A 22,167-nucleotide genomic window follows, 5' to 3' on the forward strand; every position below is an offset into this window, starting at 1 on the left:
ACCGGGTCAGCAGCCCGCCTTGTAGAAGTACTTGCTGATCTCGGGCTGGTTCATGTTGGCCTTCGTGATGGCGACCATGTTCGTGCCGATCGACTTCTGGACCGACTTGCCCTCGAAGGCCGCGGCGAGTTGGTCCACGGCCTCCCTGCCGATGGCCGCCGGGTCCTGCGCGACCAGCACCTGGAGCGTGCCCGCCTTGAGCGAGGCGACCTCGTCCGGCTCGGCGTCGAACGCGGCGACCTTCACCGTGCCCTGCTTGCCCGCCTGCTTGAGACCGGTGGCTATGCCCGTACCGGTGTTGGTGTTGCCCGCGAAGACACCGCCCAGGTCGGGGTGGGCCGCCAGGGTCGACTGGATCTGGGAGGCCGCGGTGGCCGGCAGGTCGTTGTCGTAGAGCGTGGGCAGCATCTTGATGTTCGGGTACTTCTTCATCTCCTCGGTGAAGCCCTTGATGCGCGCGTCCGTGGTGGAGACACCCGGCTTGACGCTGATGACGATCGCCGAGCCCTTCTCGTTCATCAGCTTGGCGAGCGCGTCGGCCGCCACCCGGCCGCCCTTCTCGTTGTCCGACGAGATCCGGGTGATGCCGATCGAGGGGTCGGTGACCGTGGTGTCGACGAGACCGACCTTCGTCCCGGCCGACTGGATCTGCTTCAGCGACGGGGTGAGCGCGCTGACGTCGACCGGCGAGATCAGCAGCCCGTCCGGACGGGACGCCGCCACCGAGTCCAGGAGGGGCCGCTGCACCGACACGTCCCACTGCGCCGAACCGTCCGCCGAGAAGTCCATGCCCTTGGCCTTGGCCTCGGTCTGCGCCGCGCAGGTCATCGTGATGTAGAAGGGGTCGCTCTTCACGCCGGTGATCAGCCGGACCTTCTTCCCGGAGGCACCCCCCTTCGACCCCGAACCGCCGCTGCCGCTCGACGAACTACAGGCGGCGGCGCCGGTCAGCACCAGCACGGTGCCCGCGGCGACCAGTACCTTGCGCGTGATGCGAATGCTCGACATAAGGCTGTCCTCCAGAGTCATACGAGGGGTGGGGCGAAGGCCGGTGAGGCGGTCACGCGCGCTCCCGGGTCTGCCTGCGCATCTGGTCGATGTAGACGGCCGCCACCAGGACCACACCGACGGCGACGTCCTGCCAGTACTGCTGTACGCCGATGACGATCAGCCCGGTCGTCAGCACGGCGGGGATGAACACACCGATCACGGTGCCCAGGACCGAGCCCCGCCCGCCGAACAGGCTGGTGCCGCCCAGCACCACCGCGGTGATCACCTTCAGGTTGTCGGTGGAGTGCCCGGCGATGGACGTGGTGCCGTACGAGGCTAGCCACATCACCGCGCCCAGCCCGGCCAGCAGGCCCATCAGGCCGTACACCATGATCAGATGGCGGCCCACCGAGATGCCCGCGCGCCGGACGGCGGTCGGGTTGGAGCCGATCGCCAGCGTGTGACTGCCGAACCTCGTGGCGCCGAGCACCGCGCCGAACAGGGCGGTGACCGCCGCGGCCAGGATCACCATCCAGGGGATGCCGGCCAACTTGCCGAAGCCCAGGCTGTTCTGGAGATGGGTGGCGGCGGCCCCGGCCGGGTCCTGGCCGCCGGTGGCGAGTTCGGCGATGCCCAGCGCCGCGCCCAGTCCGCCCAGGGTCACGATCAGCGGCGGCACCTTCCCGGTCGCCACCACCGCTCCCTGCAACGCGCCCCAACCCGCGCCCACGGCAAGGGCGATGAGGACACAGACGGCGACCGTGCCCCAACTGGAGGCGGGTCCGCCGTGGTGGATGTTGTACTCGCCCGCCGCGACCGCCGCCAGCACCAGCACCGAGCCGATCGACAGGTCGATGCCCGCGGTGATGATCACGAACGTCATGCCGACGCCGAGCACCAGGTAGATGGCCGCGTTCACGGCGATCTGCGTGAGGTCGTACTGCGTGAAGAACTTCCCCGGCGCCGCGATGGTGAAGAACGCGACCAGCGCGACGAGGATCACGAACGTCCACAACTCGCTGATGCCGGCGGCCCGTCGCAGCCACGGGGGTAGCGCGAGACGTCCGCTGTCGGGCCGGGGCGGATCCGGGGCCGGGGCGGCCGGCTTGATGTCCTGGCTGTTGGCGCTCATCGCCCGTCCTCCGCTTCCGTCGCGCCGGCCGTGCCGGAACCGCCGTCGGGCACGGGCTCGTCCAGCGATCCGGTCATGGCGCCGACGAGTTTCTCGATCGTGGCGTCGGCCGCCGTGAACGAGGCGACCCGGCGGCCCAGCCGGAGCACCTCGACCCGGTCCGCGACCGACAGCACCTCGGGCATGTTGTGGCTGATCAGGACGACACAGATGCCCCGGTCCGCGACCCTGCGCACGGTGTCCAGGACGCGGGCCCGCTGGACGACCCCCAGGGCGGCGGTCGGCTCGTCCATGAAGATGACCTTGTTGGCGAAGGCGACCGCGCGGGCGACGGCCACGGACTGCCGCTGCCCTCCCGACAACGTTGTCACAGGAGCCGTCACATCTTTCAGTTCCACTCCCAGTTCACCGAAGGCCGCAATCGCCTCCCGCCGCATCGTGGGCCGGTCCAGCACACCGAGCCGGCCGAGGAGACCTCCGCGTACGAGTTCCCTGCCGAGGTAGAGATTGGCCGCCGCGTCCAGATCGGGCGCCAGCGAAAGATCCTGGTAGACGGTCTCGACTCCGTGCCGTTGCGCGTCCATCGGCCCGGCGAAGCGGACCGGCACCCCTTCCAGGCGCACCTCGCCCTCGTCCGGGGTGAGTACACCGGAAAGTACGTTCACCAACGTCGACTTGCCGGCACCGTTGTCTCCGATCAGGGCGACGACCTCACCGGCGTACGCCGTGAAGTCGGCTCCCTGGAGCGCCTGCACATGGCCGAAACGCTTGACCACACCATGTGCCGCGAGAAGTGGTTCCCTTGCTGAGGCCATGCTGTGCTTTCTGGTTGGTATCGTTAACAGTTCGTCGATTCTGAGAGGCCCATGAGTGGGCGTCAAGGGTCGCGACGGACACGGATTCGGGCACACTTCGGAGACCCGGCGGCCCGGTCGCGCGCGACCGGACGCGACGAGATCTGGAGGACGCGGCGTGGCCAGTCGTCCCAGGATGAAAGACGTGGCCGCGGAAGCGGGCGTGAGCGTCATGACGGTGTCCCGGGTGATCAACGGCGAGGCGGGCGTGGCCCCGCGCACCGCGGCCCGGGTGGCGGCGGCCGTCCGCAAGCTGGGCTATCAACGCGACGACGTGGCCAGGCAGTTGCGCCGCGCGGACCGGCTGAGCCAGACGATCGGACTGATCGTGGACAACGTTGCCGACCCCTTCATGGCGGCCGTCGCCTCGGCCACCGAGGACATCGCGCACCGGCGCGGCACCGTGGTCCTCATCGGCTCCAGCCGCGCCGACCCGCACCGCGAACGGGAGGTCGTCGCGGCCTTCACCGCCCGCCGCGTCGACGGTCTGATCCTCACTCCGGCCGCGGGCGGCCACCGCTTTCTGCGCCCGGCGCAGGCGCGCGGCACGAAGATCGTGTGCGTGGACCGGGCGGCGCCGGACCTGGACGTGGACACGGTGGTGGTGGACAACTCCGGCGCGGTGGAACGAGCTGTGGGCCAGCTGATCGCGCACGGCCACCGCCGGATCGGCTACCTCGGCGACCGGCGCGAGATCTGGACCTTCGGCGAACGCCACCGCGGCTATCTGTCGGCCCTGGACAGCGCGGGCATCGACGCCGACCCGGCACTCGTCCGGCACGGGCTGCGTTCCGGCGCGGACGCGGCCCGCGCCGTCACCGCGATCCTCTCCGCCCCTAAGCCGCCCACGGCCGTCCTCGCGGGCAACGAGGTCCTCGCACTGGGCGTCCTGCCGGTGCTGCCCGCCGGCGTCGCCTTCATCGCCTTCGACGACTTCGCGCTGGCCGCGCGACTGACCCCACCGGTCACCGTCATCGCCCAGGACCCGGTCGCCCTCGCGACGACCGCCGCGCATCTGCTGTTCGCCCGCATCCACGGCGACGCGTCACCGCCGCGCCGGGTGGTGATGCCGACCGAGCTGATTCCGCGGGGGTCGGGGGAGATCGCGGGGCCTGGTGGGGTGCTTTCGGGAGGCGGGTGTTGAGGGATTGCGGGGCCCGGCCTGTGCGGGGGCCGGTCAGGCGCGGCGCCCCGCCCCCGCCGGACAGGTGCTACGCCCCGCCCCCGCCGATCAGGTGCTACGCCCGGGGCCGCTCGAAGGTGAGGAGCAGGCCCTCGACCGCGCCAGGACCTATCCGGCCCTTGACGTCGGCGGCGGTGATGGCCTTCAGGCCCCAGCCGTCCTCGGCGTGCTTGTTCAGGACCTTCTCCAGCTTGTCGCTGTCCAGGGCGTCGCCGATCAGCGACTCCCGGAAGCTGACGACCTTGTACTCGAACGTGTAGGCGTTGCTCATGGCTGCGATGTCCTCCTGTGCGCGCACGGTGTGCGGTGGGCGGGGTCAGCCAATCACGCGGGCACGCTCGCGCGCAGGCCGGGGTTGGTTTCGGGGTCCGGCCGTCAACTGGGCTCAGGCGTGCGTGCGTTGAGCGGGGTGGGGGTCGGAAGGGGTCCTGCGGGTATGTCATCACGGCACGTCGCGGCAGTCGTGTCACCCGGGGCGCGACGGGGTGGAGACGTAGCGTGACGGCGCAGGCGGATACGGACCGATCCCGTGGGGGAGCGATGTGCTGGAGTGCGAAGGCGGATCTCGTCGCGGGCGCGGGCGTCCTCGCCGTGGGGGTGGCCTGTGTGGCCCGGACCCGGCGGCCGGCCGATCTGCCGCTGGCCGCGCTGCCGGTGCTGCTCGGTGTCCACCAGATCGTCGAGTCGCTGGTGTGGGCCCAGGGCGGGGGCACCGGCGCCGCCACCCTCACCTGGGCCGTCATCGCCCTGCCGCTGCTGGCCGTGTGGGTTCCGGTGGGGGTGTGGTGCGCCGCGCCGGCGCGCGCCCGGCCCCGGCTCGCCGTGCTGGTGGCGATCGGGGTGGCCACGGCCGCCGCCCTCGCCCACGCCCTGGTCGCGCATCCGATGTCGTCCGAGATCCGCGGCCACACCGTCGGCTACGTCGTCGATCTCGCCCACCCCCAACTGGTCATCGCCGGTTACCTCGTGGCGACGGTCGGCTCGCTGCTGCTGTCCGGTGACCGCGGGCTGCTGGTGCTGGGGATCCTGGTCGCGGTCGGCGCGTTCGTCTGCTGGATGCTGTGGAAGCTGGAGTTCGTCTCCACCTGGTGCGCGGTGGCCGCCGTGTCCTCGGTGGTCCTGTTCTTCTGGGTGCGCGGCCGGGACGGGCGGCCCGGGAAGCGCCCGAACGCCGGTGTGCCGGGCACCCGGTCCGCACATTCGTGACAGGGGCGGCGCACAGGGCGGGCACAGCCCAAGTCGCCGTACGGACAAGTTCGTTGATGTCGGGCGGTGCCGTCGGGTTGGATGGCGCCATGGAACGCGTTGACGTAGAGGTGTTCACTGACGGCGGGAACGACGCCGTGGTCCGTCTGCCCGGTCGCCGGTTCCCCGGTGTGCTGATCCAGGGCGACTCCCTGCACATCCTCCGCAGGGATGTGGCCGAGGTGGTGGAGGCCTGCGAGCGGGGCGACCTCGCCGAGGCGGAGGAGTCCGCGGCGCTGCTGCTGGCGGGCCTCGACGCGCTGCTGAACCGCTACTCCGTGGCCTTGGCGAACCACAGCATCCAGCGGCCCTACTGATCCGCCCCGACCGCGTTCACACCTCCCGGTGCTCGATGCCCAGCAGGCTCGCGGCGGCGCGGAAGTCGGCGGAGTGGTGGCCGAGAGCGAGGGACCAGTGGTGGCCGACGCCCGTGGCGCTCCACGCGTCGACCCACTCGCCGGGATCACGGCCGAAGTCGACCCGGCTGGTGGTGTTGCCGATCGCGAGCAGCGGTCCGGGTACGACCCTGCCCTCGGAGGTGATGAACGACAGGCTGCCGTCGGCGTCCTGGCCCACGCCGAGCAGGGTCACGGGACCGTGCCGGACGTCGAACTCCACGCTCACGCCCCAGCCGCGCTTGCCGTGGTAGACGCCCAGGCCGCGCAGCAGCGGGTCACGGGCGCAGACCGCGAGATGCGCGGGCCCGTCGTGCCCCATCTCGACCACCCCGTCCTCGAAGTCGAGGGCCTGGATCTCGGTGAAGGAACCCCCGGCGCCGATGCTCTGCGTCGCCAACTGGGCCAGGCTGGTGCGGAGTTCGTACTCGCCGGCGGCCGGCACGCCCCGGGCGGTGAGCAGGGAGGCGCCCAGGATCATGCCGGCGCCGAGCCGTTCGTGCAGTTCGCCGTCGAGCCCTCGGTGGTAGTAGGCGAGGGTGTCGAGGCCGAAGTCCTCGACGAGCCGGTCGAGCGCGACCGACACGGTCGCCCCCCAGGCGAGATCCTCGTCGACCACGCTGTCGTCCACGGTGAAGATCCGCCGGGCCAGGGCCGTGCGCTCGCGGGTCTCGGCGCCGCTCACCCGCTCGACGCGCTGCCGCAGATCGTCGAACTCCAGCACCTCGACATGCGAGCCGAACGTCGCCGGGAGCAGTGTCAGATCGGTCGACACGTCGAGCATGCCGGGATACAGATGCCCCATCAGACCGTGCCGGGCGTGCCGGAGTGAGGCCCGGACCCGTGCCGCCCGGACCCACTGCTCGATGCGCCGCCAGGCCGACTCCTGGCGCAGCCAGCCCGACACCGACCGGAAGGGGATGCCGGCCCGCCGGAAGACATTGCCGACCTCGGGCACCGGGCACTGCCCGCAGTAGGCGAGCCAGGCGCCGGTGTCGAAGGAGGCGTGGTCCATCCGTTCGGACGGCTGGAGGTCGATGACCAGGACGGGGGTGTGCGAGCGCTGGGCGATCGGCAGCACCATCGACGAGGTCAGGTACGTCGTCAGGAACAGCACGATCAAGTCGCAGTCCGCACGCCGTAGTTGCTCGGCGGCCACGGCCCCCTCCGTGGCGTCGGAGATGAAGCCGACGTCCGTCACCTCCGCGTCCGACCGCCGCAGCCGGTCGGCCACATAGGCCGACGACTCCCGCAACTGCGGGAGGAGATCGGGGAACTGCGGCCAGTAGGTGCCGAGTCCGCCCGCCACCAGCCCGATCCGGGTCCGGCGGCGGGTCACCGGTGGAAGCAACTCCCGCAGGGCGGCGGTGCGTTCGGCGGCGGTGGTCGCGGTGGTGGGTTCGGTCGTCGCCATGGTGCGGTGTTCCTTCCGGGGGCCGGGTGCGAGATCTGGGACCCGCTATCGCGGTCCGGGCCGTCCCTGACCCGTCTCAGGTCCGGGCCACGCCCAGACTCGCCGGGGCCGTGGCGGTGTCCGGAGAACGCCGGACGAGTGTGTGGATGACGTAGACACCGGCCACGCCCGACGCCGCCATGCAGAGGGTGATCGACCAGAGCAGGACAGAGGCGCTGTAGTCCATCAGGGCGGGCGTGACGAACGCGACGCCCGCGAAGACCCCGCGTGAGAGGGCGTAGGTGAGGCCCTGGGTGGTGCCTCGGGTGTCCGGGGGCAGCGTCAGCTGCGACCACACCTTGTAACTGGCCTCCCCGGCAAAGGGGTTGGAGATCTGGTACAGCACGAAGAAGACCAGCATGCCGACGAGGGCGCCCGCCGTGAGGGAGGCGATGCAGAAGGCGAGGACCTGCACGACCGTGAACACGTAGAACAGCCGGTCGCGCCAGGGGGTGTCGGCGAGCCGGACGAAGACGAAGGTCAGCACCAGCGCGATGGGCAGGAACGCCAGGTTGATCCCGGTGGCCAGACTCTGCGAGGCACCGCTCACCGTCACCAGCAGATACGTGCCGAACTGGCCGAAGGTGTTGGCGCCGATGCCCCAGGTGACGTAGTAGGCGAAGGTCGCGACCATCGGCACCAGCGTGGCGCGGTTGCAGATGTTCCGCAGCTCGACACCGCGCGGCACGGCCTCGCTCGGCACCGCTTCCTCGGCCGGCGCGTCGGCCAGTTCCAGGCGGGCGCGGAGCTGCCAGGTGACCAGCGCGGCGACGACCAGGTGGCCGGTGATGAACCGGGCCCCGGTCAGGCCCGTGTCGGACAGCAGATAGCCGAGGAAGATCACGACGACTATGCCCAGCACCCACATGACCTGCGTGAAGGACACCAGGCGGGCCCGGCCGTCGGCGGGCGCGGCGTCCGAGACCACGGCCAGCGAGGTCGGCAGATCGGCACCGGCCGCCAGCCCCGCGACGAGCACGCCGACGAAGAGCACGATGTCGTTGGGCGCCAGCGTGATCACGATCGCGCCCACCGCGTAGCAGAGGATGTCCAGGTTGTAGACGCGGCGGCGCCCGAACAGGTCGGCGAGCCGGCCACCGACCAGCGAGCCGACCGCGATGCAGCCGGTGACGATCGCGCTGATCGCCCCGGCCATCCACACGCCCATGTGGTAACTGTCGCGGTAGATGGCCAGGTTGACGGCGATGCTGACGATGAGCGCGGCGTCCAGGTAGGAGGCCATGCCCGAGAGGGCCGCGACCTTCCACAGGTGCTTCGGGATGGGCTGCTCCGGGCGGGCCTGGGCAGCGGGCAGGAATCGGCTCATGGTGCGGCTCCTCGCGGCTCCGGGGCCGGGGTCGCAGTGAATATAGGGTTAGGAAAACGTTCCAACAACCCCCCTTGCGCCATTCGACGTGAAGAAGCGTCAGCCTTCTTCCCGGCTTCCGGTGGCGGTGCGAACATCGCAGGTGGCAGACGACCGGACGGACCAAAAACGTTTTTGATCCGTATGGGTGACCGAACCGCACCCGGAAGGACCGCCGACGTGATCTCTCCCGAACTCCAGCAGCTCTTCGACGCCCCGCCCCGGGACTTCGGCCCCACCCCGCTGTGGTGGTGGTCGGGCGCCAAGGTCACCCGCGAGCGGATCGACTGGCAGCTCCGCCGGTTCGCGGACGGCGGCATCCACAACCTCGTGGTCATCAACCTGGCCCCGGCAGGCCCGAGTTTCGGCGCCCCCACCGACGACCCGCCGTGGTTCAGTGAGGAGTGGTGGGACCGCTTCACCGACACCTGCCGGATCGCCCGGGACATCGGTACCCGCCTGTGGTTCTACGACCAGCTCGGCTTCTCCGGCGCCAACGTCCAAGGCGCCGTCACCCGCAGGCACTTGGCCGCCACCGGCCGCGCTCTGCGCTCCCGCACGGCCACGGTCACGGACGGCACCGTTCCCGCGCACGGCGCCGAAACCCTCGTAGCCGCCTACGACTTGACGGGCCGTCGGCTACCGGCGCATCCCTCCGCCGGCGCCTTCCGGATCGAGGCCGCGCACGGTACGGACGTCCGGCTCGTTCTCGCCGTCCCCACGGCCTTCGACTACCTTTCGCCGCACGCCGTGGGACTGCTGCTGGACGCCGTCCACCACGAGTACGACCGCCGCGTCCCCGAGTACCTGGGCAACGTCGTCGCAGGCAGCTTCCAGGACGAACTGCCCGCCACGAACTCCTGGACCCCCCGTTTCCCCGAGGAGTTCCGCGCCCGCCGCGGCTACGACCTCCTCGACCACCTGCCCTCGCTGTTCGACCCGGCGGACGCCCGCGCGGCGAAGATCCGCGCCGACTACTACGCGGTCCGCGCCGAACTCACCGAAGAGGCCCTCTTCAAGCCCCTCGCCGCCTGGCACGAGGAGCGCGGCATGCTCGTCGGCGCCGACCAGAGCAACCCCGCGCGAGCCGGTTTCCCGGCCCAGTCGACACAGCTCTACACCGACTACTTCCGCACCCACCGCTGGTACGGCGCGGTCGGCAGCGACCACCACGGCGACGCCAAGGTGCACTCCTCCATGGCCCACCTCTACGGCCACGAACGCGTCTGGATCGAGGCGTTCCATTCCTCCGGCTGGGGCGGCACCCTCGCCGACACCTACGACTGGCTGCTGCCGTTCCTGCGCAGCGGCGCCAACCTCTACAACCCGCACGCCAGTTACTTCGGCACCGCGGGCGGCTGGTTCGAGTGGGCGCCGCCGTCCACCGACTGGCGCCAGCCCTACTGGCGGCAGTACCCGGCGTTCTCCCGGGCCGTCGCCCGGATCTGCTCGATCATGTCCTGGGGCACCTACAGCGCCGAGGTAGCCGTCCTGCACCCCACCGCCACCATGCAGGCCCTCCTCCCTCTCGACGCGCCTGTGCACCACTTCGGCGACGGCCGCCTCGGCGAGGACCACGCCGACGTCGACGAGACCCAGGAGCACTACCTCGGCCTGTGCGGCACGAACAACTGGCTGAGCCCGCGCGTCGGTTCACTGGTCAGCCGCGGCATCTCCTTCGACATCGTCGACGATGCCTCCGTGCAGCGCGCCGCGGCCGTCGAAGGCGCCCTGCACGTCGGGGACCTGGCGTACCGGGCCGTACTGCTGCCCTCGGCGAGCGTGCTGGAGGAGGAGACGGCACGCCGGCTGACCCAACTCCTCGACGCGGGCGGCCGGGTGGTGGTCGTGGGCCGGGTGCCTGCCTCGGCCGCCGGGCTGGCCGGTGACGACTCCGTCGTGGCGGCGCTCCTGAAGCACCCGCGACTGGAGCGGGCGGGCGACGCCGAGGGCGCGGCGGAGATGATCGCGGACCACGCCGGACACGCCACCGGTGAGGTGCCACTGCTCGTCAGGAGAAAGGGAGTCGACGCGGCGGCCCTGGTGACGGGCGCCTTCCCCGATGCGCGCACGCTGCCGGGAGACGCCGACCATGTGGCGGACCCAGCCCGTTACGCCCGCCGCTCGACCGTCACCGTGCGCGCGGAAGTGGCCGAGGCAGAGATCTGGAACCCGGCGACCGGCACCCGGCAGCGGGCGGACGTCACGATCCGCGACGGCCGCTCGACCATCGCGGTACCACTGGAAGGCGCCCCGGCCGCCCTCGTCGTATGGCGCGAAGGCACCCCGCCGACACCCCGGACGACCGCACCACCACCGGGACCGGAGCGGACGGCCGACATCTCGGACGGGTGGATGTACCGCTTGGTCCCCACCCTGGACAACACCTGGGGCGACCTGGCGCTCCCGGCCGGTTCGTCCGTCGCCGCACCGCAGATCTGGACCACCCACTGGACCGAGACGGACGGTCCCGACGCGAACTGGCAACCCGCCAGGGCGACTTACGGCAACCGGGTGCGCGTGCTGCCTCCGACACCCGCCGCCCGCGCCCCCGAACCACTCGACGGAATTGGCGTCGCGCAGGTCCTCGCCGACATCCGCCCTCTCACCCCCTCGGACGAGAACTGGCAGGTCGCGCTGTACTCGTCGAGCCGTGGCATCCCGGAGCCGCACGGTCTGCTCGGCAACAAGGGGCTGGTGCCGGAGGAGTTCGTGCGTGTCCCCGTGCCGGGGCCGGGCTTGGTCGCGAGGGTTCGAGCGATCGTCGAGACGGACCACCGGGGACCGGCCGAGCTGCACGTGGGCGCGGTGGCCGTCAAACGGGTGTGGTGGAACGGCGAGTTGTGCGACACCGCTCCCGGATACCTCACCACTTCACGCGTGACGGTCGCACGGTCCCGCAACGTCCTCGAATACGAACTGGCCGAGGCCCAGGACAGGCCGCTGCTGATCTCCGGCACGGCGGACACCCCCCTGGGCAGCTACTTCTGCCTGACCCGACCGGGCGGATTCACCGCCCGTCCCCAGTTCATGTGCCTGCCCGACGACGCACGACCGCACGGTGGCGTCACCTACCGGGGCCGCCTGAGTGCCTCCGGCGAGGCGGTCCTCGTGGTCGGTGCCGCGGTGGGCGTCACCGTGCTGCTCGACGGGACGGTCGTCGCCCGCCAGGAGAAGGCGGAGTACTACGAGTCCGACTGGGGTGCCGTACCGATGTTCTTCCGCCACCAACTCGCCCTGGAGGAAGGCGAACACGTGCTGGAGGTGGTTGCCGACGCCGGCCGTCCGCGCGAGGCGGTGTTCCTTGACTGCGTGGCCCGCACCGGGCCGACCGTCAACTCCCTGACGAGCGGCTCCGGTTGGGAGGCCGAGACAGGGGAGTGGCACGGCAGGACCGTCGAACACGACGGCCGGTGGGGCGAGTTGCAGCACTGCTACGCGGCCGTACGACCGCACCCGCTGCCGGGGACCGAGTGGCTGACCGGAGCGCCGGTGCTCGGCGCCGCCGTACTGCCCCTGCGGTCCACCGACTCCGTCCGCCCCCGTGCGCAGCGCTTCCGCTTCACCGTGCCGCCGGGCACCGTGGCGCTGGAGCTGCCGCTGGAGTCGGCGGCGCGGGTGCGGGTCGGCGGTGACGAGCGGTCTCTCGACGGACCGGTGCTGACGCTGGATCAACCACTGCCCGAAGCGACGGAGTTGGAGGTCGTCACCGAGCCCACGGCCGTCCTGCGGGGCGGTTCCGCCTGGCGCGGTCCGGTGCTCGTGCACACCGGACCGGCGCGACTGCCGCTGGGGGACTGGCGGTTGCTGGGGCTGGGCGGCTGGAGCGGTGGGGTGACCTACTCGCGGGAGGTGGAGGTTCCGGCCGGGGCGGACCCGGTGCTGGACCTCGGGCAGGTGCGCGGCAGCGTCTCGGTCGCCGTCGACGGGGAGCGCGTCGGCGAGGGGTTCTGTCCCCCGTACCGCTTCCGGCTCCCGGGCGCGGCGGGACGGACGGTCCGGTTGGACGTCACGGTCAACAACACCCTCGCGCCCTACCTGGCGGAGGCGACCCCCACGGCCTGGGCCTTCCCGTCCCAGCTGCCGTCCGGGCTGCTGGGGCCCGTGACCCTACGAACTCCCGCCTGACGGCGGGCGCGTGGAGTCGCGCAGGACGAGGTCGGGGGCGAACACCCTTGTCTCGTGGGCGTGTTCGGCGCGGGCCTCGACCTCGTCGAGCAGCATCCCCACGGCTGCGCGGCCGAGTTCCTCGACCGGCTGCCGTACCGTCGTCAGGGTCGTGCCCACGAAGCTCGCGAGGTCCAGGTCGCCGTAACCGACCACCTGGACCTCCTCGGGTATGCGCACCCCGCGCTCGCCCAGCCCTCGGCACAGGCCCGCGGCGAGGAAGTCGTTGGTGCAGAAGACACCGTCGGGCAGTTCGTCCAGGTCGCGGGCGATCCGCAGGCCGTACGCCACCGTCATCTCCTCGGCGACGAGTTGGCGCAGCCGCGCCTCGCGCCGGGTGCGGACGGCCTGGCGGGCGCCCTGGTGGCGGTCCGCGCACTGCACGATCCCGCGCTCGCCGTTCACCACGAGGATGTCGCGCGCCCCGCTGTCCAGCAGGTGGCGCACGGCGATCCGGCCGCCGGCGATGTCGTCGACGGAGACGGAACAGCCGTCCTGGGCCGGCAGCGCGCGGTCCGCGAGCACCAGTGGGATGCCGCGTTCCCGCAGCCGGGTGAGGCGGGTGGGATCGGCGCCGAGCGGCACCACCACCGCCCCGACGGCCCGTTGCTCGATCAGCATTGTGAAGTAGCCCTGCTCGCGCTCGGGATCGTCTCCGCTGTCGCAGAGCACGAGCGAGTAGCCGTGGTCGTAGGCCGCTTCGGCTGCGCCCCGCGCGATGCGCGAGTAGAAGGAGTTGGCCACGTCGGGCAGTACCAGCCCGATCGAGGACGAGTGCCCGGTGCGCAGCCCGGCCGCTCCCGGGTGCGGTACGTAGTCGAGGGCGGCGACCGCGTCACGGACCCGCTCGGCGGTGCGGGCGTTGACCCGCTCCGGCCGGTTCAGGACGTTCGACACGGTGGACACGGACACTCCCGCGGCGGCCGCGACATCCTGGATACGGGCGGGGCGAACCTGCATGACGTCCACCCCCTCGCTCTGACAGCCGCGCGACCAGGCACGACGTGGTCCTCATGGGCGGCGTCAGTGTACCTCGGTGGGTGTTGGAACGTTTTGCGCGGTTCACCGTCCCGCGCCGGACTCCTGGCTCAACTCCCCGAAGTAGTGGCCCTCTTCGATGTCCGGGATCAGCGCGGGGTGCGTCGGGTTCCATCCGGTGCGACGCCGGGTGAGCGCGCTCGACGCCGGGTTGTCGAGCGCGACGAACGCGGCGAGGAAACCGGCGAAATGCCGGCCGGCCTCATCGGGGGTCAGACTGACGGCCGGGACCCGCAACCGGCGGCCGATGGCCCGCGCGACCTCGCGGAACGGCACCCCCTCCTCGGCGACCGCGTGGAGGCGGGCGCCCGCCGGGGCGGATTCCAGGGCCAGTCGGTACAGGCTCGCGGCGTCCCGTCGATGCACCGAGGGCCACCGGTTCGCGCCGTCCGCGACGAACGCGGACACCCCCGTCGTGCGGGCGCGGTCGATGAGAGCCGTGACGAAACCGCGGGCGTCACCCGGGCCGTGCACGGTCGGGGCCAGCCGTACGGAGGACGAGCGCACCCCTTGGCCGGCCAGGGCGATGGCGGACAGTTCGACCTGGAGGCGCGGGGCCGTGAGGGCGGTCGGGACGACGGGGGTCTCCTCGGTGAGCAGCTGCCCCGGGGTGCGGCCGAGGATCCCCGAGGTGACGACGAACGGCCGCTCCGTGCCCGCCAGTTGGGAACCGATCGCCTCCACCGCGTTCAGCTCGGCCTTCGCGCGGGCGGCCGGATCGGTGGTCTCGGAGATGTGCTGGTTCGCCGCGTAGACGACACCGTCCGCCGCCGCGGCTCCGGCCCGCAGACTGTCGGTGTCCATGAGGTCGCCCCGGTGCACGGCGACTCCGGCTCGCGTCAACGCCTCGGCGGCCGGGTCCGAGCGGGCGAGGCCGACGACCTGGTGCCCCGCTCCGAGGAGTTCGCGGACGACGGCGGATCCGATGTAACCGGTCGCGCCCGCAACGAAGACTCGCACAGTGGAGATCCCCCAGGTCGGTCCGTGTCGACCCACCGACCAAGCGCGGCGGGTTCACGGACCACGTTAGGAACAGCGGCGCGCGGGTGTCCAAGGCCCGTACGGCATAAGGCGATACGCGGCAGGCATGACGTCCGGTGGGGCGCGGTGCGAGCGGGCCGGGTGTCGCACCAGCGCGGCGCCGGACCCGTGAACTCGGGCCCGGCGCCGCGTGGTTGGCGGGTCAGCTGATGTGGTAGCTGTCGCCGTAGACCTTCCAGGACAGGGGAGTGTTGAGGTCGAAGTTGCCGTTGCGCAGGAAGACGCGCTGCTCGGTGTCGACGCGGGTGGTGTCGCTGTGCGCCTCCTCCTGCTTCATGGCCCACACGCGTGCGTCGAGGAAGGCGTTGAGATACGTGGTCTCGTTGCCGCCCTGGGCCGGCGGCTTGGCCGAACGCAGCGCGCGGGCACGGATGTTGCGGAAGCTGGTCGGGTCGTCGCCGTCGCCGTGCATGACGATGGCGTCGTAGTACGTGAACTGGCCCAGGACGCGCAGGCCGTCGGTCTTGCCCTGGCTGACGGCCGGGTTGAAGTACACGCGGTCGCGCTCGTCGTTCTGCGCCTGCTGGAACACCGTGTCCTGCGCCGCGGTGCGCCAGTCCTTGGGGAAGTTCGGGTCGAGGCCGGAGTGCGAGTCCGTGCCGTTGACCCTGCGCAGCGCGGGCAGGTACTTGGCGAGGACGTTGCCGGGCTTGCGGTTCGTGTAGAGCTGGACGAGGTCGAGCATGTCGCCGGTGCCCGAGCAGAAGCCGATGATCCCGGCGGTGTAGCCGCGGCCGTCGCCTATGTCCTCGATGTACTTGTACTGGGCCTTCCAGTCGAGGGAGGAGTTCTCCGCGCTCGACACCAGCTTCATGGCGATCTCCTTCTTCGCCGGGTCGTCGAGGCCGATCGCCCGGGCCGCCGCGGGGGCTGCCGAGGCCTGCGCGGTGCGCAGCAGCGGTGCCGCCGTGAGCGAGACGCCCAGGAGCGCGAGAAGCGTCCGGCGCGAGGGGGTCGCCGGTTCGGGGGTCGCTGCGGCACGGAACGGTTGGACCACGGGGACTCCAAAGGGTGGTGGGGGGTGGGGAGTTGGTCGTACGGTCGAACTGATAGGAAAGTTAACTATCAGAGGTTCGGCGCGGACGGCACCCGCCGGGAGTCAAGTTCGTAGATATGAACGAGAGTCGTGTGTCTGTCCGATGGTGATGCTCGACGGTTTGTCCGCCCTTGTCGTCACGGGCGCTCGGGCCGCGCGCCCTCCACCGAGCCGGAGCGCGCGGTCTGCGAGGGACGGGCGGGAGCTAGGATGCCGCTGCCGAAGACCGGGAGACACGATGGCACCAGGGACAGGACGCGGCGCGGGAGCCGCACCGCGCAGTGTGGACGTGGCGCGGCTGGCGGGCGTGTCGCAGAAGACGGTGTCCCGGGTGATGAACCACGAGCCGTACGTCTCCGCGGACGTACGCCGCCGGGTCCTGGCGGCGGCCGAGGAACTCGGCTACCGCTCGAACAACGCGGCCCGCGCCCTGGCCTCCGGACGCACCCGGTCCATCGGCGTCGTGACGCTCGGTACCGCCCTGTACGGCCCCGCCTCGCTGCTCATGGGCATCGAACGAGCCGTCCGCGACACCGGCTACGCGCTGCGCGTGGTCAACACGATGGAGGGCGAGTCGGCGGGCATCGCCGGTGCCGTGGACTCGCTCCTCGACCAGGGCGTGGACGGCATCGTCATCTCCGAGCCGATCGACGAGGAGGACGGCGAGGGCCTGTCCGCGCGGGTCGCCGTGCCGGTGCTCGTCCTCGGCGCGCCACCACCCTTCGACGCGCCCCAGGTGGTGACGGCCGGCATCGTCTCCGGGCGGCTGGCGCGGGCCGCGACCGAACACCTGCTGGAGCTGGGCCACACCACGGTTCACCACCTGGCCGGACCTCAGCGTTGGTACTCGGCCCGGGACCGTCTCGAAGGCTGGCGGGCGGCGCTCGCCGCGCACGGCCGGCCGGAACCGCCGGTCGTTCAGGGCGACTGGTCGGCGGCCTCCGGTCACACGGCCGGTCGCGCACTCGCCGAGGACCCCGCTGTCACGGCGGTGTTCGCCGCCAACGACGACATGGCGATCGGCCTGATCCGCGCACTGACACAGGCCGGCCGCAGGGTCCCGGAGGACGTCAGCGTGGTCGGCTTCGACGACACCCCGGTCGCCGCCTACGTGACTCCGCCGCTGACGACCGTGAGGCAGCCGTTCGACGCCATGGCGCGAACCGGCCTGCGCCTCCTCGTCCACGCCATCGAGAACCCGCAGGCACCCCCGCTGCCGGTCACCGACCCACCGGTCGAACTCGTCGTCCGCGCCTCGTCGGCGGCCCCGCCTCGCTAGGCTGACCTGCCATGAGGATTCGGCACAAAGCGCGGGCCGTGCTGCTCGACCACGACCATCTGGTGTTCCTCAAGCGGGGCTGGCCCGGCGGCGACTCCTACTGCACGACCGTCGGCGGAAGCGTCGAGCCCGGCGACGCGGACCTCGAAGCGGCGCTGCGCCGCGAGGCGATGGAGGAGATCGGTGGCACGATCGGTCCCGCGACCGAGTTCCTGACCCTGACCGAACCGGGCGCGACGACCACGGTCGTGGAGCACTACTTCCTCGCCGATCTGCTCGACATGGACCTGTCCCGTCGGCACGGTCCCGAGCTCGGCGACCCCGACACGGGCGACTTCGCGCCGGTCCGGGTGCCGCTGAGCCGCCCCGCCGTGGCAGCCCTGAACCTCCAGCCGCCTGCGCTCGCCGAGCATGTGCTCCGGCATGTCGACGCGTGGGGCGCCGCCTGAGGGACGGTCACCGTCGTGGGCGGCCGGGTCACGGTGTCAGTACGACCTTGCCGGCGACCGTGCCGGACTCGGCGAGGCGCAGGGCCTCGGAGACGCGGGCCAGCGGCAGCCGGGCCGCGATCCGCGGGGTGACCTCGCCGCGCTCGACGGCCGCGAAGACCTGCGCGAGGTCGGTGCGCAGCCGGGCGCGGAACTGGTTCTTGTTCAGGGCGCGCCCGGCCCAGACGTTGAAGAAGTAGGCGTGGCGGCCGTTGGGCAGCGCGTTCCACGTCCAGACGCGGCCGAGGATCTTCAGCACGGGCAGCTGCTTGGAGCCCTCGTCGTCGCGGGTGGAGGCGCTGCCGTAGGAGACGAGGGTGCCGCCCGGGGCGAGTTCGCGGACCCGTGCGGCGAGGTCCGGGGTGCGGTAGTCGATCGGTTCGACGCCCTGGGCGCGCAGCGCGTCGTGGTGGCGCGGGGACGCCGTGCCGATCACGCGCGCACCGGCCGCGTGGGCGAGCTGGACCAGGACCGTGCCGACTCCGCCGTTGGCGCCGTGCACCAGGATCGTGTGGCCCGCGCGGACCCGGGCCCTGCGGTGCAGCATCTGCCAGGCGGTGATCCCGTTGACCACCACGGTCTCGGCCTCGGCTGAACCGACCCCGGCCGGCACTGGCACCACGTCGGCCGCGTCGACGCGCACATGGCTGGCCCAGCCGCCGACCTTCACCAGCGCGGCCACCCGGGTGCCGACCAGGTTCGGCGCCACGCCGGTGCCGGTGCTCTGGACCGTACCGACCAGGTCGTAGCCGGGGACGAAGGGGAACGCGGGCTGGTCGTAGTACCGGCCGCGGCGCATCTGCTGTTCGGCGAAGGAGACCCCGGTCGCCTCCATGCGGATCACGACCTGGCCGGGGCCCGCGACGGGGACGGCGCCGTGCCGGACCTCCAGGCCCTCCGGCTCGACCTTGCCCGGCAGGACGACCTCGACGAGTGCGTCGGTGGTGTTGTTCATGGCGACCTCCACTGTGCGCTGCGATGAGCTAGGTGCTTTCGTGTTCGTTATAAGTTCTAACTCACGCTAGAAGGGGTCGTCAAGCGTCTCCGTGATAGCTTCTAACTGAAACTTGAGCGTGTATTTCTGTGGGCACGGAAGGCGGCCGGTCATGGCGGAAACAGGCACGAGGACCCCGCGTGAGCGCTACCGCGACCAGGTGCGCACGGAGATCAAGGACCACGCGCGCGAGCAGATCGCCGCGGCGGGCGCCTCCGCGCTCTCCCTCAACGCCATCGCCAAACGCATGGGCATGAGCGGCCCCGCGCTCTACCGCTACTTCGCCAGCCGGGACGACCTGATCACCGAGCTGGTCCGGGACGCGTACCGCAGCCTCGCCGACACCTTCCGCACCGCCGCCGGGACCGGCGCCGACCTGTCCGGCATGGCCCACATCCTGCGGACCTGGGCCCTCGAAGACCCCCAGCGGTACTTCCTCGTCTACGGCACACCCGTCCCCGGCTACCACGCGCCCGACGACATCACCGGCATCGCGTCCGAGATCATGGCGACCCTGCTGGACGCCTGCGTCGCCGCGGGGCTCCCGGCCGGTCCCGCGACCCCCTTCGATACGCACCTCGCCGACCACCGCGACTGGGCCGGCGACCACACCGCCCCGCCCGAGACCCTCCATCTGGCCCTGACCCTCTGGACCCGCCTCCACGGCGTCCTGTCCCTCGAACTCGCGGGCCACTTCACAGGAATGGGCTTCGACCCGGCCCGGCTCTACGCCGCCGAACTGGCCGCTCTGGTGGAGCCGCCGCCCGCGCGCTGATCCGACCGGCTTGCTCCAGCGGTCCCGACGGTGTGGCGGCGCCGTGGTGAAGATCAGATCGGGGACACTCGCGGTCCGGCGCCGCGCGGGCGACGGGTTCCCCCTCTGGCTGGAGAAACGTGGTGCGACTTCCCCTGCTGCGGGCCGCCCTGGCGGCCTCGGTGCTCGTGGCGTCCGCGACGGCCGCCGCCGCCCCCGTCCGGGCGGACGGCAAGCCCAAACCCCGGGCCGTCGACGATCTCGCGCGGTACGTCAACCCGTTCGTCGGCACCGCCCCCGGCGGCCCCGACTTCGGACACGGCGGCGGCGCGGGCAACACCTTCCCGGGCGCCTCGGCCCCGCTCGGCGGGATGCAGTGGAGCCCCGACACGGTGACCTACCAGCACGGCGGCTACTCCTACGGCGACAACCGCATCCGCGGCTTCAGCCTCGCGCACATCTCCGGAGCCGGCTGCGCCGCCTACGGCAACGTCCCCTTCATGCCCACGCAGGAGGCCGCGCCCCCGGCCTACGCCACCTTCTCGCACGCCAACGAGCAGGCGGCGCCCGGCAGTTACCACGTCACCTTCGACAACGGCATCGGCACCGACCTGACCGCCACCCAGCGCTCGGGCACCGCCCGCTTCACCTACCCGGCGGCCGACACCCGCCCGGCGGCGGTGAGCATCGACGCGGCCAAGGCCTTCACCGCGGCCACCGGATCCGTCGACATCGGCACCGACACCCTGTCCGGCTACAGCGACAGCGGCGCCTTCTGCAAGTCCAAGAACCGCTACCGGCTCTACTTCCACGCCACCTTCGACCAGCCCTTCGCCACGTCGTCCCACCCGGACGGAAAAGCGGGCGCGGCCATGGTCACCTTCGCCCCCGGCGTACGGACCGTGACCGCCCGGGTCGGCGTCTCCTTCGTCGACGTCGACGGCGCCCGCCGCAACGCGCTCACCGAGCAGGCGGGGCGACCGTACGACACCGTGCGGCAGGCCGTGCGCGCCGACTGGAACAACTGGCTGAACCGCATCACGGTCGGCGGCGGCACGGACGCCCAGCGCCGGGTCTTCTACACCGCGCTCTACCACGCCCTCCTGCACCCCAGCGTCTTCAGCGACACCGACGGCCGCTACACCGGCATGGACGGGCTCGTCCACCGCACCCGCGCGGGACACGTGCAGTACGCGGACTTCTCCGGCTGGGACGTCTACCGCTGCCAGGTCCAGCTGCTGGCGCTGCTCGCCCCGCGCGAGGCCTCCGACATCGCGCAGTCCGTCCTCGACCAGGGCCTGCAGGCCGGGTACTTCGACCGCTGGACGCTCGCCAACGGCGGCAGCGGCGTCATGGTCGGTGACCCGCTGCCCGCCATCGCCTCCGCCGTCCACGCCTTCGGCGCCACCGACTTCGACGCCGACCTGCTGCTGCGCACGGCCCTCGCGGACCGGCAGGACGACCGCCAGCGCCCCGGACACACGCAGTACGACACCCTCGGCTACGTCCCGGCCGGCACCAAGGGCGTGTGGGGCTCGGTCTCCACCACCCTCGAATACGCGGTCGCCGACTACGCGCTGGCCCAACTCGCGCACCGGCTCGGGGACTTGACGGCGTACAACACCCTGCTGAAGGCCTCCGGGAACTGGCGCAACCTCTTCAACCCCGCCACCGGATACATCCAGCCCCGCGCCGCCGACGGCACCTGGCCGGCCTTCACCCCGGCCCAGAAGACCGAGTACGTGGAGGGCAACGCGGCCCAGTACACCTGGATGGTGCCGCAGGACCTGCCGGGACTGTTCGCGGCCATGGGCGGCGACGTCGCCGTCACCGCCCGTCTCGACACCTTCTTCACCAGCCTCAACGCGGGCGCCTCGGAGCCGTACGCCTACCTCGGCAACGAGCCCTCGTTCGGGACCCCTTGGGCGTACACCCACGTCGGCCGCACCGATCGCGCCGGGGCCGTCGTCCAGCGCGCGCTGTCCACGCTGTTCAGCGACGAGCCCGCGGGCCTGGTCGGCAACGACGACCTCGGGGCCATGTCGTCCTGGGCGGTGTGGGCGAGCCTGGGCCTGTACCCCGAGGTGCCCGGCAGTGCCCAACTCACCCGCACCGCACCCCTGTTCACCACCGCCACCGTCCACCGGGGCGACGGCACCTCGCTCACCGTCGGACCGGTGTCGCCCAGGCACTCCTTCCGGCAGCCGCCCAAGTACTCACTGCGGTAGCGGAGTTCGTACGGGACGGGCCCCGGGTCCGGGAGCGGCCGTCACCTCGGTCGGCGCCAGCGTGCCGTGCGGCCCGTCGCACTCCACCACCACGCGGACCGGCGCACCGCACGCGGTGTGCCGGACGTCGAGGACCGGGCCCTCGGAGTCGGCGGCATACGTCTCGCCCCACTGCCGCAGTGCCATGAGGACCGGCCACAGATCGCGGCCCTTGCCCGTCAGCCGGTACTCGTGGCGCGTCCGGCTCCCCGCCTCGCGGTAGGGCACGGTCGTCAGGATGCCGGCCGCGACCAGTTTGCGGAGCCGGTCGGACAACACCGCGTCCGAGAGTCCGATATGGCGCCTGAAGTCGTCGAAGCGGCGGACCCTGATGAAGGCGTCCCGCAGGATCAGCAGGGTCCACTTCTCGCCGACGAGATCGAGCGTGCTCTGGACCGGACAGTTCTCCATGCTCACATCGAGCCATTCCATGCCGCCACCATAGCCACCTGGCTCTGTCATTGACAGTCAGCTGCGACCCGATC

General features: G+C 71.6%; 19 protein-coding genes. 8 read left to right on the forward strand and 11 right to left on the reverse strand.

Annotated features, from left to right (window positions below):
* Positions 1 to 6: 6 nt before the first annotated feature.
* From ACIQPR_RS24900 to ACIQPR_RS24910, 3 genes are read right to left on the reverse strand one after another with little or no spacing between them, the layout of a single operon-like run.
* Entirely contained in the window at positions 7 to 1,008 is a 1,002-nt protein-coding gene (locus ACIQPR_RS24900) for an ABC transporter substrate-binding protein (RefSeq protein ID WP_403651986.1), read from the reverse strand.
* Positions 1,009 to 1,060: 52 nt separating this feature from the next.
* The gene (locus tag ACIQPR_RS24905; protein ID WP_403651989.1) at positions 1,061 to 2,122 is read right to left on the reverse strand and encodes an ABC transporter permease; all 1,062 of its coding nucleotides are present in this window, start codon (positions 2,120 to 2,122) and stop codon (positions 1,061 to 1,063) included.
* A complete protein-coding gene (locus ACIQPR_RS24910) occupies positions 2,119 to 2,937 on the reverse strand; it encodes an ATP-binding cassette domain-containing protein (RefSeq protein ID WP_403651992.1) in 819 nt (272 codons plus the stop codon). The genes ACIQPR_RS24905 and ACIQPR_RS24910 overlap by 4 nt, the downstream gene beginning before the upstream one ends.
* A gap of 175 nt (positions 2,938 to 3,112) precedes the next feature.
* Here ACIQPR_RS24910 and ACIQPR_RS24915 point away from each other — a divergent pair, with 175 nt between their 5' ends.
* Positions 3,113 to 4,120 carry a LacI family DNA-binding transcriptional regulator gene (locus tag ACIQPR_RS24915; RefSeq protein WP_403652679.1) on the forward strand — a complete coding sequence of 336 codons (1,008 nt, stop codon included), beginning with the start codon at positions 3,113 to 3,115 and terminating at the stop codon, positions 4,118 to 4,120.
* Between the two features lie 94 nt (positions 4,121 to 4,214).
* On the opposite strand, the gene ACIQPR_RS24920 is transcribed toward ACIQPR_RS24915, so the two are convergent.
* The gene (locus ACIQPR_RS24920; RefSeq protein ID WP_019056094.1) at positions 4,215 to 4,430 is read right to left on the reverse strand and encodes a DUF4177 domain-containing protein; all 216 of its coding nucleotides are present in this window, start codon (positions 4,428 to 4,430) and stop codon (positions 4,215 to 4,217) included.
* 269 nt (positions 4,431 to 4,699) lie between these two features.
* Between ACIQPR_RS24920 and ACIQPR_RS24925 the strand changes: the two genes are divergently transcribed.
* Positions 4,700 to 5,365: a DUF6629 family protein gene (locus tag ACIQPR_RS24925; protein ID WP_403651995.1), complete on the forward strand. Its 666-nt coding sequence runs from the start codon at positions 4,700 to 4,702 to the stop codon at positions 5,363 to 5,365.
* 89 nt (positions 5,366 to 5,454) lie between these two features.
* Entirely contained in the window at positions 5,455 to 5,721 is a 267-nt protein-coding gene (locus ACIQPR_RS24930; RefSeq protein ID WP_403651998.1) for a DUF6959 family protein, read from the forward strand.
* Between the two features lie 16 nt (positions 5,722 to 5,737).
* Here the strand turns inward: ACIQPR_RS24930 and ACIQPR_RS24935 are convergent, their stop codons facing one another.
* Complete coding sequence (locus ACIQPR_RS24935; protein WP_403652002.1) at positions 5,738 to 7,213, reverse strand: arabinose isomerase; 1,476 nt, start codon at positions 7,211 to 7,213, stop codon at positions 5,738 to 5,740.
* Between the two features lie 76 nt (positions 7,214 to 7,289).
* The gene (locus ACIQPR_RS24940; protein ID WP_403652005.1) at positions 7,290 to 8,579 is read right to left on the reverse strand and encodes an MFS transporter; all 1,290 of its coding nucleotides are present in this window, start codon (positions 8,577 to 8,579) and stop codon (positions 7,290 to 7,292) included.
* A 219-nt stretch (positions 8,580 to 8,798) separates the two neighbouring features.
* Here ACIQPR_RS24940 and ACIQPR_RS24945 point away from each other — a divergent pair, with 219 nt between their 5' ends.
* Positions 8,799 to 12,746, forward strand: a complete 3,948-nt coding sequence (locus tag ACIQPR_RS24945) for a glycosyl hydrolase (protein WP_403652008.1) — start codon at positions 8,799 to 8,801, stop codon at positions 12,744 to 12,746.
* Here ACIQPR_RS24945 and ACIQPR_RS24950 read toward each other — a convergent pair.
* The 3 genes from ACIQPR_RS24950 to ACIQPR_RS24960 all read right to left on the reverse strand — a co-directional run bounded on the left by ACIQPR_RS24950 (position 12,729) and on the right by ACIQPR_RS24960 (position 15,861).
* Positions 12,729 to 13,754, reverse strand: coding sequence for a LacI family DNA-binding transcriptional regulator (locus tag ACIQPR_RS24950; RefSeq protein WP_403652009.1), 1,026 nt, complete (start codon positions 13,752 to 13,754; stop codon positions 12,729 to 12,731). The genes ACIQPR_RS24945 and ACIQPR_RS24950 overlap by 18 nt on opposite strands.
* Positions 13,755 to 13,847: 93 nt before the next feature.
* On the reverse strand, positions 13,848 to 14,783 hold the full coding sequence (locus ACIQPR_RS24955) for an SDR family oxidoreductase (RefSeq protein WP_403652012.1): 936 nt from the start codon (positions 14,781 to 14,783) through the stop codon (positions 13,848 to 13,850).
* A gap of 223 nt (positions 14,784 to 15,006) precedes the next feature.
* A complete protein-coding gene (locus ACIQPR_RS24960) occupies positions 15,007 to 15,861 on the reverse strand; it encodes a chitosanase (RefSeq protein ID WP_403652014.1) in 855 nt (284 codons plus the stop codon).
* Positions 15,862 to 16,138: 277 nt separating this feature from the next.
* On the opposite strand from ACIQPR_RS24960, the gene ACIQPR_RS24965 reads away from it, so the two are divergent.
* Together ACIQPR_RS24965 and ACIQPR_RS24970 are read left to right on the forward strand one after the other, a co-directional pair.
* Entirely contained in the window at positions 16,139 to 17,179 is a 1,041-nt protein-coding gene (locus tag ACIQPR_RS24965; RefSeq protein ID WP_403652017.1) for a LacI family DNA-binding transcriptional regulator, read from the forward strand.
* An 11-nt stretch (positions 17,180 to 17,190) separates the two neighbouring features.
* On the forward strand, positions 17,191 to 17,628 hold the full coding sequence (locus tag ACIQPR_RS24970) for an NUDIX domain-containing protein (protein ID WP_403652020.1): 438 nt from the start codon (positions 17,191 to 17,193) through the stop codon (positions 17,626 to 17,628).
* 28 nt (positions 17,629 to 17,656) lie between these two features.
* On the opposite strand, the gene ACIQPR_RS24975 is transcribed toward ACIQPR_RS24970, so the two are convergent.
* Positions 17,657 to 18,622 (reverse strand): medium chain dehydrogenase/reductase family protein, encoded by a 966-nt coding sequence (locus tag ACIQPR_RS24975; protein ID WP_403652023.1) that lies wholly within the window; start codon positions 18,620 to 18,622, stop codon positions 17,657 to 17,659.
* A gap of 151 nt (positions 18,623 to 18,773) precedes the next feature.
* Here ACIQPR_RS24975 and ACIQPR_RS24980 point away from each other — a divergent pair, with 151 nt between their 5' ends.
* Together ACIQPR_RS24980 and ACIQPR_RS24985 are read left to right on the forward strand one after the other, a co-directional pair.
* Positions 18,774 to 19,436 carry a TetR/AcrR family transcriptional regulator gene (locus ACIQPR_RS24980; RefSeq protein ID WP_403652026.1) on the forward strand — a complete coding sequence of 221 codons (663 nt, stop codon included), beginning with the start codon at positions 18,774 to 18,776 and terminating at the stop codon, positions 19,434 to 19,436.
* Positions 19,437 to 19,555: 119 nt separating this feature from the next.
* Complete coding sequence (locus ACIQPR_RS24985) at positions 19,556 to 21,643, forward strand: GH92 family glycosyl hydrolase (protein ID WP_403652029.1); 2,088 nt, start codon at positions 19,556 to 19,558, stop codon at positions 21,641 to 21,643.
* Here ACIQPR_RS24985 and ACIQPR_RS24990 read toward each other — a convergent pair.
* On the reverse strand, positions 21,632 to 22,114 hold the full coding sequence (locus tag ACIQPR_RS24990; RefSeq protein WP_403652032.1) for a winged helix-turn-helix transcriptional regulator: 483 nt from the start codon (positions 22,112 to 22,114) through the stop codon (positions 21,632 to 21,634). The two genes, ACIQPR_RS24985 and ACIQPR_RS24990, sit on opposite strands and share 12 nt — an antisense overlap.
* Positions 22,115 to 22,167 lie beyond the last annotated feature (53 nt).

It is taken from the genome of Streptomyces sp. NPDC091280 (genome assembly GCF_044768565.1).
GTDB lineage: Bacteria > Actinomycetota > Actinomycetes > Streptomycetales > Streptomycetaceae > Streptomyces.